Annotated in this window: 10 protein-coding genes; 9 read left to right on the forward strand and 1 reads right to left on the reverse strand. The window is 63.3% G+C overall.

The annotated features are described in order from the left end of the window. Positions 1 to 3 precede the first annotated feature (3 nt). Complete coding sequence (locus AArcCO_RS06840; protein ID WP_259535946.1) at positions 4 to 939, forward strand: NAD(P)H-binding protein; 936 nt, start codon at positions 4 to 6, stop codon at positions 937 to 939. A 64-nt stretch (positions 940 to 1,003) separates the two neighbouring features. After that, positions 1,004 to 1,714 carry a DUF7530 family protein gene (locus tag AArcCO_RS06845; RefSeq protein ID WP_259536396.1) on the forward strand — a complete coding sequence of 237 codons (711 nt, stop codon included), beginning with the start codon at positions 1,004 to 1,006 and terminating at the stop codon, positions 1,712 to 1,714. A gap of 4 nt (positions 1,715 to 1,718) precedes the next feature. Here the strand turns inward: AArcCO_RS06845 and extH are convergent, their stop codons facing one another. Then, on the reverse strand, positions 1,719 to 4,100 hold the full coding sequence (gene extH, locus AArcCO_RS06850; protein WP_259535948.1) for a selenite/tellurite reduction operon rhodanese-like protein ExtH: 2,382 nt from the start codon (positions 4,098 to 4,100) through the stop codon (positions 1,719 to 1,721). Positions 4,101 to 4,433: 333 nt separating this feature from the next. On the opposite strand from extH, the gene AArcCO_RS06855 reads away from it, so the two are divergent. The 7 genes from AArcCO_RS06855 to AArcCO_RS06885 all read left to right on the forward strand — a co-directional run bounded on the left by AArcCO_RS06855 (position 4,434) and on the right by AArcCO_RS06885 (position 13,269). Then, complete coding sequence (locus AArcCO_RS06855) at positions 4,434 to 6,752, forward strand: molybdopterin-containing oxidoreductase family protein (protein ID WP_259535950.1); 2,319 nt, start codon at positions 4,434 to 4,436, stop codon at positions 6,750 to 6,752. A 2-nt stretch (positions 6,753 to 6,754) separates the two neighbouring features. Beyond that, positions 6,755 to 7,387, forward strand: coding sequence for a 4Fe-4S dicluster domain-containing protein (locus AArcCO_RS06860; RefSeq protein ID WP_259535952.1), 633 nt, complete (start codon positions 6,755 to 6,757; stop codon positions 7,385 to 7,387). A gap of 36 nt (positions 7,388 to 7,423) precedes the next feature. Beyond that, a complete protein-coding gene (locus AArcCO_RS06865; RefSeq protein WP_259535954.1) occupies positions 7,424 to 8,017 on the forward strand; it encodes a TorD/DmsD family molecular chaperone in 594 nt (197 codons plus the stop codon). A gap of 4 nt (positions 8,018 to 8,021) precedes the next feature. Continuing rightward, the gene (locus tag AArcCO_RS06870) at positions 8,022 to 8,396 is read left to right on the forward strand and encodes a helix-turn-helix domain-containing protein (protein WP_259535956.1); all 375 of its coding nucleotides are present in this window, start codon (positions 8,022 to 8,024) and stop codon (positions 8,394 to 8,396) included. A 698-nt stretch (positions 8,397 to 9,094) separates the two neighbouring features. After that, positions 9,095 to 9,871: a 4Fe-4S dicluster domain-containing protein gene (locus tag AArcCO_RS06875; protein ID WP_259535958.1), complete on the forward strand. Its 777-nt coding sequence runs from the start codon at positions 9,095 to 9,097 to the stop codon at positions 9,869 to 9,871. 12 nt (positions 9,872 to 9,883) lie between these two features. Further along, positions 9,884 to 12,619, forward strand: a complete 2,736-nt coding sequence (locus AArcCO_RS06880) for a molybdopterin-dependent oxidoreductase (RefSeq protein WP_259535959.1) — start codon at positions 9,884 to 9,886, stop codon at positions 12,617 to 12,619. A gap of 17 nt (positions 12,620 to 12,636) precedes the next feature. Next, entirely contained in the window at positions 12,637 to 13,269 is a 633-nt protein-coding gene (locus AArcCO_RS06885) for a TorD/DmsD family molecular chaperone (RefSeq protein WP_259535962.1), read from the forward strand. Positions 13,270 to 13,353: the final 84 nt, after the last annotated feature.

The raw sequence follows: 13,353 nt of genomic DNA on the forward strand, positions 1-13,353 counted from the left end.
CGTATGAAGGTTCTCGTCACCGGTGCGACCGGGTTCGTCGGCGGTCGTCTCGTCCCCGCGCTTTTGGCCGCCGACCACGACGTGTCGGTACTGGTCAGAGACCGGGACAGCTACGATGCGCCGGATGGGGTCACCGTCTTCCAGGGTGACGTACTCCAGCAGGGGAGTTTCGAGCCGGCGCTCGCAGACGTGGACGCCGCGTACTACTTGATCCACGGGATGGGCGCCGGCGGCGGGTTCGAGGAACGCGACCGACAGGCAGCGGAAAACTTCGCACGGGGCGCCTCCGCCGCGGGAATTGCGCGGGTGGTCTACCTCAGCGGACTTGGCGTGGACGCTGACGACCTCTCGGCACATCTCCGGTCCCGCCGCGAGGTAGAGCGGGTGCTTGCCGAGGGGGAGTACGAACTGACGGTGCTCCGTGCGGCGATCATCGTCGGCGACGGCAGCGCGAGCTTCCGGATGGTCCGACAGCTCGCCTCCCGGCTCCCGGTGATGATCACGCCGCGGTGGGTCTCGACCCGCGTGCAGCCGATCGCGATATCGGACGTGATCGAGTATCTCGTCGGCATACTCGACGTACCGGAAACGGCCGGCGACACGTTCGAGATCGGCGGTCCCGAGGTTCTCACGTACCGCGAGATGCTGATCGAGACGGGGAAACTCCTCTCCGGGCGGGAACCGTTCGTCCTGCCGGTGCCGTTTCTCACCCCACGACTCTCCGCGTACTGGGTGGACCTTGTGACCGACGTCCCCGCGAGCGTCGCCTACCCCCTCATCGACGGGATGACGACGGACGTGGTCGTGACCGACGATCGGATCCGGTCGCTCGTCCCGATCGAACTCACCCCCTACGAAACTGCCGTGCGGCGGGCTCTCGAGGAGGCGGAAGACGCGAGAATTGTCGAGAGTGCTCGACCGGTGCAGCGCGATCAATGATCCGATGGAACTGGGGGAACCGGGGGAACCGGAGGAACCGGGAGAACCGGGGGAATCGGGCGAGATGAACGATCCGAACTACGGGGAGACCTGGGTCTACGAGAGCATCGTGGGGACGATACCGGGCGTACGCGTCTCCGACCGGACCGCGATCGCCATCCAGCTCGTCGGCTTCGAAGCTGCCGTGTTAGTGATTGCCGCCGTTTACGGGCTGTGGGGCGCTGTCCTCCCGGGAACCATCGCCGTCGCCGTCGCAGGCGTCGGCAGCTGGCTGATGCTTCGGTTCAGCCGGGCGGTCCGAAACCTTGACGCCCCCGAGCCGTATCGGCGACTCCTTTTCGGTTCGAGCATCGAGATGGCGTTGAGCGTGTTCGCCTTCGTCTTGCTCGTGACCTACCTGTTCGTCGTCGATCCACGGGGAACGGGCCCGACGCTGGTGGAGTCACTCTTCGGGGCGGATCCGCCGGCGATCGCAGTCGCCCTCATGCTGGTGATCACGTGGGACGTGGTGTATCGGATCGGCACCTGCTGGTGGGCCACGGTGGTCGGACTGTGGCGCGCGCTCCAGTATGGATTCGACCGAGAAACAACACGGAAGTACGTCCGGATCGACGCACTGAACGTCGGATTCGCGGGTGTACAACTGTTTTTAGTGCCGTTCGTCTTCGACCATCCGGTGTTGCTGATCGGGTTCGCTGGACACCTGTTTGCGGTGTTTGGCGTCGTGTCAGTGACGATTGGGATACAGCGGCGTCGGCGGACGGCGGTCCGATGACGCCCTACAGCGCGCCAGCCGGAATGGCGGGACAGCCGCCGCCCAGACCGCCGTCGTCGCCGTCACCGTCGTCATCCTCCTGGTCGTCTTCGCCGGGGTCGTCGGGGTCGGCGGCGGTTTCACCGGCCATGTACGCCAGATCTTCCTGCTCGATCTGGTTGGCGTCCGGATCAGAGACGTCGGTCAGTTCCTCGTTGAGATCCGGATCGATGTCGAGGCTGCTGGCGCCGGTGTCGCCGTCGGTTCGTCCCTCCAGGTCGACCCGCCAGGCGTCGTTGGGAACGACATCGGCGTTGCCGTCGTAATGCTGCCACTGACGGGAGAACGACCCGTCGTAGACGGCAACGTCGTCGTACCCCAGGACGCCGTCGAGCGCGAAGAAGCTCATCGTCGCGCGGTAGCCGCTGCCACAGTAGGTGACGATCTCGTCACCGTCGGAGACACCGTCCAGATCGAAGACGTACGATTCGATCTCGTCAGCGCTCTTCCAGGGGGCGTCGCTGAAGTACTCCGCCCCTTCGTGGTAGTTGCTCGGCGGATCGACGACCGCATTGGCGAGCGTGGCATCCGGATCGGGACGGTTGTCCAGGAACGAAATCCCCGTCTCGCCGTCGTTGACAGCGTCGACCTTCTGGATCGTGTCCCCGAGCGACAACCGGAGATCGTCGTTGAGATCGTCGTTGTCCTGGACGCTGAACGTCGTGGTGGCCACGTTCGGTTCGTCCCCCTCTGCGAGACCGTACGCTTCCTCGTAGGCGGTGAACCCGCCGTTGAGAACTTTGACGCGATCGCGGGGGAAGCCCCAGTACCGCAGCGTGAAGTACGCCCGCGCCGCCCGGAGGGGTGCCGGAGCCGAGATCACGATTGTGGTCTTGTTACAGACGCCGGCACGCTGCAGGAGTTCGTCCATTGTCGCGCCGTCCGGGACGGTCGGCGAGAGCTCCGACAGCGCCTCGAACCGGGTCTGATGGACCGTCTCCCACGGCACGGCGCCGGGGACGTGCCCGTCCTCGTACTCGTCGATGCCGAAGGCCCGGAGGACGACGACGCGTTCGCGGCCGTCGGTGTTTTCGCGGTTGACCATCCCACGCGCCTGGTACTCTTTGAGCGTTTCGGGCTCGATGAGCGCATTGTCGGTTTCGGTGGGATCGGGTTCCGGGACGGCCGGTTCGTACTCGTCGCCGGCCATGTACGCTTGGTCCTCCTGTACGATCTGGTTGGCGTCCGGATCAGAGACGTCGGTGAACGCTTCGTTCAGCGACGGGATGATCTCCAGTTGGCTCTCCCCAGTGTCGCCGTCAGTCCGCCCCTCGAGGTCGGTCCGCCAGGCGTCGTTTGGCACCACGTCGGCGTCGCCGTCGTAGTGCTGCCACTGGAAGGAGAACGACCCGTCGTAGACGGCAACGTCGTCGTACCCCAGGACGCCGTCGAGCGCGAAGAAGCTCATCGTCGCGCGGTAGCCGCTGCCACAGTAGGTGACGATCTCGTCGCCGTCGGAGACGCCGTCCAGATCGAAGACGTACGATTCGATCTCGTCGGCACTCTTCCAGGGAGCGTCGCTGTGATATTCGGGGCCCTCGTGGTAATTGCTCGGCGGGTCGACGACCGCGTTAGCAATGGTGGCGCTCGGGTGGGGACGGTTGTCCAGGATCGAAATCCCGGTCTCGCCGTCGTTGACGGCGTCGACCGTCTGGATCATCTCGCCCAGAGAGACCCTCTTGTCGTCGTTCAGCCCGCCGTTATCGCGGACGCTGAACCCGGACGCGGTCACGTCCGGCTCTCCTCCGGTTTCGAGGCCGAACTCCTCGTCGTAGGCGGTGTACCCGCCGTTGAGGATTTTGATGCGCTCGCGGGGGAATCCCCAGTAGCGCAGCGTGAAGTACGCACGAGCCGCACGGAGCGGGTTCGGGCCCGACAACACGATGGTGGTGTTCTCGTCGACGCCCGTTTGTTGGAGCATCTCGTCCATCGCCTCGCCGTCCGGAACCGTCGGGGCGAGAGCTGCAAGCGCCTCCGTCCGACTCCCGTGGAGCGCCCCCCACGGCAGTGCGCCGGGGACGTGTCCGTCCTCGTAATTTTCCGTATCGAAGACGCGAAGCACCGTCACGCGCTCCTCGCCGTCGCGTGCGGCGTTGACCAGGCCCTCGTCCTGCCACGCCGCAAGCATTTCGGGCTCGATCAGCGCGGTCTGCGTCTCAGTCGGCTCCGGCGTCTCCGGTTCCTCGGTCGGTTCCTCCGCGGGTTCTTCGGTCGGTTCATCTGTCGGCGTGTCCTGGGGTTCCTCTTCCCCCGCACAGCCGGCGATCGCAGCCATGCCAGCCAGGCCTGTCGCCTTGACGAACTGTCGTCGCTTGATCGACCGATCTCGGTCAGTTCTGTCGTCCATGGGCATCCACAGCGAATTATTTCTCCATGGACTGGATGTACTGATCTCTGGATTGGGTTAGGTTTTTTAAGCTGTTCTGGGGCTTCGGTGGTGAAGTTTATTATAAAGTGCTTTTTGAACCACTCGCGTGTGAGGGCCGCAAATCGACAGACTCGGACGGGAAGGGTGGGCTACCGGGAATTCATTGGTATAGCTTCACAATATCTCGCCGTTTATAAAGGCTAAACGAATCCAGAGAACTGGTTAACCAGGGTAGTCCCGTTGTTCGAACCGTAAGGGATCCAGATGTCATCCGAAGGAACACGCGAAGCGAAAGAGCAGGGTCGGGTCAACTTGACCCGCCGCAGACTCGTGCAGATCGGCGGCGCCGGCGCAGGGGTCGCAGTGAGCGGCTGTCTCGGGTTCTTCGAGGAGACCGAGGAGGAGCCGACTCCGACCGAGGAACCGCCCGAAGAGCCCACAGAAGAACCGACCGAGGAACCGCCCGAAGAGCCCACAGAACGGCTCGCGTACGGGATCTGTGAGATCTGCCACCACCAGTGTGGCCAGGAAGTGGTGGTCCGCGACGACGGTGAACAGGCAGTAACGTACATCACCGGCGTCGACGGCAACCCACGCGGAAGCGCCGGCGAGGGAACCGAGGGAACGATCTGCCCGAAAGGACAGACCCAGATCGAGAAGGTTCACGATCCGGACCGGATCAAGCAGCCCCACATCCGCGAGAACGGTGAGCTCCGCGAGGTGAGCTGGGAGGAAGCCTTCGAGTACACGGCACAGCGTCTCCAGGAGTTCGACGCCGAGTACGGCGCGGAAACCTTCCTCAACGCAGCCAGCTTCACGACCACCCCGGTTCACAACCAGTTCTGGCGGAACCTCTACGGTACTCCCGAGCGTATCGGCCGTGGAATCCACGTCTGTGCGGGTCCGACGTTCCAGGCCGGCGGCGTAATGGGCGTCGGATCGAACAATCGGATCCCGGATTACCAGAACTCCGAGTACATCATCGCCTGGGGCCGGAACATGCTCGAGACGTTTGCCGGCCAGTTCGAGGCGAAAGGGGTCATGACGGCGTTCGAGGAGAACGACGCCACCCTCGTGACGATCGATCCACAGCACACCGAGACTGTCCAGAAGTCCGACAAGTGGCTCCAGATCGAGCCCCGGACCGACGGCGCGCTCGCGTTGGCGATGGCGAACGTCATCATCGAAGAGGACCTGTACGACGAGGAGTTCGTCGAGAACTGGACGTACGGCTTCGAGGCGTACCGCGAGGCAGTCGAGGACAAAACCCCCGAGTGGGCCGAAGAGATCACCGGTATCGACGCCGAGGACATCCGCGAGGTCGCGATCGGCTTCGCGGAGGCTGCACCGAACGCTGGAATTTCGATCTGGACCGGCACCGCCCAGTACGGCAACGCCTGGAAAGGCACCCAGAACATCACCGCCCTCAACGGGCTCGTGGGCAACATCGACAGGCCGGGCGGGCTCCGGCTCTGGCAGACCGCACCGCTCGGAAACCCCTTCGAAATTCGGGAGGTCGGGCTCCCGAACAACGCGTCCGGCAAGACGCCCGCCCTCAGAAAGCACGAAGAGTACGAGGACTACGCAGTTCGGCACACGGAAACGATCGCTCACAACCTCGTGCCCGACATGGTCGAGAACGGGCACATCAACGGGATCTACTGTCACTACGACCAACCGTTGAAGGACGGAAACGCGGAGGCGTGGATCGAGGCGCTCGAAGAGATGGATCTCGTGATCTCCGTCGACGCGTTCTGGAGCGGCGTCGCGAAACGGGCGGACATCGTCCTTCCGGAGGCGACACAGCTCGAGATGGACACGGTCGATAACGGCGGGTGGAGCGCCTACAGCAACAACAGCTGGATCATCGGTTCCAAGGCCGCAATCGAGCCCCAGTGGAACACCAAACCGGGCTTCGACATCCTCGCCGGCATCGCAGAAGAGATGGGCTGGGGCGAGTACTTCCCCTGGGACAGCGAGCGGGAGTTCATCAACGACCAGCTCTCGATCCACGATCTGACGCTGGATGAACTCGAGTCGGGCGGCGACAACTACGAACTCGTCGACGAGTACGACTACGAGCAGTGGAGAAACGGTGACGGGACGGCGTTCCGCTTCGACCTCGATCAGATCGGCGTCCTCGTCGACGCCTTCGAGGAGACCGGGATGGACACCGCTCCCGAGTGGATCCCCCCGGGAACGTACGGAGACGAAACCAGCGACGAGTATCCCCTGGAGTTCTTCGACACTCGCGCGGTGTTCTTCTCGCAAGGTGGGGACCAGCACAGCGAACAGATGTTAGAACGGTACGCACTCCGGCACAAACTCGCCGACGAAGAGTACCGCGGGAACTACCTCGTCATCAACCCGTCGGACGCGAACGAACGGGGTATCGAAACTGGCGACATGGTTCGCATCGAGTCCGCGACCGGCGAGGGCGAACTCATGGCGTACGTTTCCGAGCGCACGAAACCCGGCTTCGTCACCGCGACGTATGGCTTCGGCGAAGGGTCGGTACAGCCCGACAGGGAAGGAATGAACACGATGAAACTCCACGAAAAACAGATGGACCCGATCTCCGGACAGCCGGACAGACACATTGCTGTCGACGTGGCACCGGGGGGTGACTGACTATGGCTGAAGACTGGATATTCTACTACGACTACAACAAGTGCATCGGCTGTCACGCCTGCTCGGTGTCCTGCAAGCAGTTCCACAACGTGGAAGCGACGAAAGACGACTGGCGGAGCGTCGAACACGTCGAAAGCGGATCCGGAAACGAGTTTGAGGAGATCCCGATCTCCACCTCCTGTATGCACTGTCCGGACGCTCCCTGCGTGGACGTGTGCCCTGTCGACATCATCGAAAAGCGGGAGGAGGACGGTATCGTGGTTCACGAACGCGACGAGTGTATCTTCTGCTTCCAGTGCGGCGAGGCGTGTCCGTACGACGCCCCCACCTACCCCGAGGACGAACAGCTAATGGCGAAGTGTAACTTCTGTCTCGGCGAGGGGCCCGGAAGCGCCTACGGCCAGCCGGAGAAACAGAAGGAATCGGACGGCGGCAAGAAGCCGTCCTGCGTCGACAACTGCGTCGGCGGTGCGATCCAGGCTGGTCCCGTCGACGAAATGCTCGAACTCGCTTCCGCAGAGGCCGTCCAGCGGTACGAGGACGGTGCACAGAACCAGCGTGTGATCGTCGAACCGATGCGTAAAGGGACGACGGACGTTGATACGCTCATCGAATCCGCTGTATCGGAGGACTGACGCAGACTCATGATGGTCGTCTCACCGGGGGAACACATGCTCAGTACTGACGACCGACGATCGCTTGCGGAGCTGTACGCGCTGCTGTCGGCGTGTTTCCAGACGCCCGACGAGGAACTCGTGGAGGCAATCGAGGAAGGCGACCTCCACGAACAGCTCCTGACCCGTGCCGAACCGCTCGGAATCGACCCGGAACGCCCATCTCTCGGCGACATCGACAGCGTCGGCGACTTCCAGGAAGCGTATCTCCGGAGCTTCGAGGGGTACGAGGGGCCGTCGGCGCCCCCGGCGGAGTCGGTCTACGAACCGTGGTGGGACGATCAGGACCGCGAGATCCTCTCGGGTCCTGCCGCAGCCGACATGCGGCGCCGATTCGACGAGGTGGGCGCCGATGTGCCCGAACGATATCCTCCAGACCACGTGGCACTCCTGTTGGAGTACGGGAGTCTCCTGCTGGAAGCAGGCGAGTTGGAGGCGTACGATCAGTTCCACCGCGATCACTTCGACTGGATCCCGGAGTTTCACGCCCGAGTCGAGGAGACGTGCGACGAGCCGTTCTACCGATGGGCGACAGCGGTACTGTCGGCGACGATCGAGGCTGTAGAATCGCGCCTTCGACAGGAGCAGTAACGGAATGCAATCTTCACGGGACCGCCCGGAGTCCGACGACAGTCGAACCAGGATTACGGTGACGGTATCCGATCCTGGAGCGACCGCTGAACTGCTGAACTGTCTCCTCGAGCAGAGTGAAGGCGTCGACAGCAGTCAGATTCACATCTCGGCGACTGATCCACAGGAGGTTCAGACGGTGACGGTCGACGGCCTCACCCAAAAGCAGCGACAGGCGGTCCTGAGTGCGACAGCCCTCGGCTACTACGACGATCCTCGTTCGGCGTCGCTGGGCGACGTTGCCGCCGAACTCGACGTGTCGGATTCGGCAGCGTCGAAACGGTTGAAAACGGTCGAACGAAAGCTGGTACTGGCACTTGCAGACCAACTCTCTAGTTGAGCAACGTCGTCGATGTGCCGCGGCAGAGGTCGACCGTCGCAGAGGTCGTGTCGCTTTCGTCCGATTTCCCGATGACGAGACGCTTCGCGTCTGGAACCACTTGACACGGAGGCGGTAACACTGTACGTTTGATTGTGAAGGGAAAAATCGTCGATTATCTTTCCCTATTAGCACATTCTCTCTATTCGTGCCGATAACGACTGCTATTCGGGAGCAGTTGGCAGCTAGCTACTAGTATATATTCCTTTCTTATGGAGGAGCTACCATAATTATTCAGAATTATTTAAATTAAATAAATACTTCATATTCAATAGACATGCACTCCCCAACCCAGTTCTTATACAAAATCGCTACAGGGACTCCGAGAAACGCCTGACGACTACCTTCCGAGACGGACTGCCCCGTCGACAGGGGCGAACCAGCGATCCAACGAACCAGTCCACCGACAGATCCTGAGCAAGTCAAAACCGAACGGAGAAACGGACGGAGAAGAGAGCCGTGGAACGATACGGCGCCTCGCCGCGATCGGCGGCGCCGCCGTCGGGACGGCCAGCGCGGGCTGTCTCGGGTTCTTCGAGGAGGAGGAACCCGAACCGACGCCGACGCCCGAACCGGAGGAGACGCCGACACCGACGCCCGAAGAGGAGGAAACGCCGACGCCGGAACCGCCCGAAGAGGAACCGGACGTCGAACTCGGGATGGTGATCGACCTCCAGCGGTGTTCCGGCTGTCAGGCGTGTAACATCGCCTGCAAGAACGAGAACAACGTCCAAGAGGGGTTCGCCTGGTCCGACCGGATTACGGTAACGGACGGGGAGTTCCCGGACACCAGCTACGAGTTTATTCCGACACTGTGTAACCACTGTGAAGACGCTCCCTGTATCGACGTGTGTCCCGTCGCCGGCGACGCCCTCTACAAGGGCCCCGGCGGGATCACGATGCAGAACCGCGACGAGTGTATCGGCTGCCAGCAGTGTGTCGGCGCCTGCCCGTACAACAAGATCGAATTCTCCCAGGGGGAGCAGTACGACTTCTGGCGCGGCGACGAACGCGTCATGGCGGGGACGGCGACGCCTCGGGAAGTCACCGAGCAGGTCGGCGATTACGTCCCCCCGTATCAGAACCCCTCGCGTGACTCCCTTGAGGGACACTACGCCGACCGCGCTGACGCGGACGGTGCAATGGACTCGGGGGTCGCCGAGAAGTGTGAGTTCTGTGTCTCCCGGGTCACGCAGGGCGAACTCCCCGCGTGTGTCGAGGCGTGCCCCTGCGACGCGCGGATCTTCGGCGACCTGAACGATCCGGACAGTTCGGTGAGCCATGTCCTCGAAGAACACGACGGTCGATTCGTCGACGAGTGGTACGGCGAGGACTTCGGTACCGAACCAAAGGTGCAGTACATCCGCGAGTTCGACGGCAGCGACGCCGGGGAACCGCTCGGCGTCGGAAAGGGAGAGGTTCCCGAACTCGACTGAGAGGTGATACTCATGTCAAAAGCAAACGACGACATCGCGGCCGAGCACAGTAAGAGAGACGGCGTCATGCCGACCGACCGGAGAGGGTTCCTCAAACTCGGGGCGGTGGGCGTTGCAGGGGCCGCAGCGACCCTGCAACTGTCCGCGCTCGCCGAGGCCGAGGACGGAGTCGACACGGCGTTTTCGCCCCGGGACGCCCTCGCGGAAGAGACTGGGGAGTGGCGCGCCTCGACGTGTGCGGGGTGTACCTCGTGGTGTGCCTCCGAGATCCTCGTCGAGGGCGGGCGCGCCCTGAAGGTCCGCGGGAACTCGAACTCCCAGATCCACGGCGTTTCCAACTGTCCCCGCAAGCACCTGGGCATCCAGCAACTGTACGATCCCGACAGGGTCACCCAGCCGATGCGGCGGACGAACCCGAACAAAGGCCCCGACGAGGATCCGGAGTTCGAGCCGATCACGTGGGATGAGGCGATCTCCGAGATCGCCGATCATATCATGATGCTCCGGGAGAACGAGGAGACCCACAAGGCGATGGTCACCCGCGGCCGGTACACGTACCTCCGGCCGATCCTCTACAGTCATTTCCCGGCGATCGTCGGCACCCCGAACAACATCTCCCACAGCGCGATCTGTGCGGAGGCCGAAAAGTTTGGCCCGTACTACACCGAAGGCGAGTGGTCGTACCGCCAGTACGACATCGAGAACACCGACTACGTGATCGCGTGGGGAGCAGACCCGATAAACTCCAACAGGCAGGTCTCCTACTACTCCAGCGAATGGGGAGACATGCTGGACGACGCGGATCTCGCGGTCGTCGAACCGCGCCTGAGTGCGACTGCCGCCAAGGCGGACGAGTTCCTCCCCGTCGAACCAGGCGAGGACGGCGCGGTCGCGGTCGCGATGGCCCACGTGATCCTCACGGAGGGGCTGTGGAGCCGCGAATTCGTCGGCGAGTTCGCGGACGGCGAAAACCTGTTCGTCGAGGGCGAGGAGGTCGATCCCGGGGAGTTCGACGAGTCCGAAAACAGTACCGGCGTCGTCGACTGGTGGAACGAGGAGCTGAAGAACAAGACCCCCGAGTGGGCAGCGGAGCGCTCCGGCGTGCCGGCCGACCAGATCGAACGCGTCGCCCGCAACTTCGGCGAAGCTGGACCGAACGCCCTCGTGTGGATGGGTGGCGGCCCGGTCATGCAGGTTCGGGGCAGCTACACCAGCATGGCGGTCCACGCGCTCAACGGCCTCGTCGGCTCCGTCGGTAACGAGGGTGGAACGCTCTTTTCACCGTCCGACGGTACCGCGAGCCTCCCCGGCGCGGACGACTACATCGACGAGGTCGCCCAGCAGGGGCTCGACTACATCGAGGAACACCGCGACGAGGTGACCGGGGACAAGATCGACCAGCGCGGCGCCAAGGACCAGCCCGTGCTCAAGGAGGGGTCGTCCGGCGGCGGCGTCGTGACCAACAACGCCGCCGACGGGATGCTGGAGGAGGACCCGATGGAGATCAAGTTCCTGCTGTCCTACTGGAACAACTACGCCTTCTCCAATCCCGAGAACCAGCGCTGGATCGATGCGCTGGAGAAACTCGAGGGCGAGGAGTACCTCCACGTCACCGTCGAGACCAACCCCAGCGAGACGGCATGGTTCGCCGACATCGTTCTGCCGGCGACCCACCACCAGTTCGAGCGGTGGGGTCAGCTCCGCAGCACGGCCGCCCGTCGTCGGTCGATCAACCTCCACCAGCCGGTGCTGTGTGACGATCCCGACGATCCGGAGGAGGTCCTCGAGAACGGCCGTCTCTGGAACGTCAAAAGCGACGAGACTGAGATCGTCTACATGATCGCCGACGAACTGGCCGAGCGGGGCTTCACCGAGATGCTCGACTACTGCGAGCAGTACGAGGACCCCGAAACCGGGTTGTCTCCGAGCGACGAGTACGACGACCGCGAACTCCGCGCCCAGGCGTTTTCCCGGAACGCGATCAAACTCCGCATGCAGCCGATGTGGGACCCGGAAGTCGGTCATCCCGGCGGCGACGACTACGACGGCTGGGAACAGTTCCGGGAAGCCGGCATCTGGAACTCCGACGAGTGGGAGTACAGACACCGCTGGCCCTCGGAGGGCGGGGAGTTCGGCACCGTGTCGGGCACCTTCGAGTTTTACAGTGAGACGCTCAAAGAGGCTCTCGGCGGCCACGCCGACCGCTACGACACGGACGTCGACGACATCCTCGAGACGTGTAACTATCTGGCACGGGAAGGCGACGATAACGCGCCGCACCCGTTCCTCCCGCACTACGAGGAGCCGTACATCCACGGCGAGGACGACTACGACTTCGAGTTCGTCGACTACAAGTCCCGGCTCAACAGGGAGGGACGGTCGGCGAACACAGAGTGGTACCAGGAGTTCGGCGACGCCGATCCCGGCGACGAACCCGGGCAGGACGTCGTCAAGCTCCACCCGGACGACGCCGCCGACCTCGGCATCGACGACGGCGACGAGGTCGTGATCGAGTCGCCCGTCGGCGAAATCGAGTGTACGGCCAAACTCTGGGAAGGCGTCCAGCCCGGCACGGTCGCCAAGACGTACGGGCAGGGGCACTGGGCGTACGGCCGCAGGGCCGCCGAGGTGTTCGGCGAGGAAGCCAAAGGTGGCAACAACAACCGCCTGATCCCGGCCGACTACGACCGTCTGAGCGGAAGTTCGGTGTTCTACGGCTGTGTCAGCGTCAACGTGAAGCCGCAGTAACGAATTCAACACCAACGATGAACGAACTATCCAGGGACGAACTGCTGGCCGAGGCGGAATGCCGAGGGAACGCCTACAAGTTCCTCTCGGTCTGTTACCGCCTCCCGGACGAGGAGTGGCGAGAGACGATGGCGGCCGCGCGGAACGCCTCGATACACCCGCGCCTCGAGGAGCTGGTCGGGACAACGCCCCCCGATCGTGACGATCTCCGGGTCGACTACGCGAAGCTGTTCGTCGGTCCCTTCGAGGTGCTCGCGCCGCCGTACGGGTCGGTGTACATGGAGCAACACGGCAGGGCGATGGGCGAGTCGACCCTGGATGTCGAGCGCAGATATCGGGAAGAAGGGCTGGATATCGGCCTCGACGAGCCCGCCGACCACATCGTGGCAGAGCTGGAGTTCCTCTACTACCTCGTCGTAAACGAGGCCGAGGCGCTCAGGAACGACGATCTCGAGACGGCCGCCACCTATCTGGAGAAACAGCGGTCGTTCCTCGAGAGCCACCTCGGGAACTGGATCGGCGAGTTCGCGACCAACGTCGCCGAGAACGCCACCACCGAGTTCTACCGGACGCTCGGCCGGGAGACGGCTCGGTTCGTCGACGGCGATCTAAACCGGATTCGAGAGCAACTCGAGAGACTGGACGGCTGAAGCGAGGACGCCGGAAGCAGCGACGTCGAAAGCGGTGACAAGGGCGCGGCGACGTCGGAGACGACAGCCGTCCTCTGGAGTACC

The organism is Halalkaliarchaeum sp. AArc-CO (genome assembly GCF_024972735.1).
Classification (GTDB): Archaea; Halobacteriota; Halobacteria; order Halobacteriales; family Haloferacaceae; genus Halalkaliarchaeum.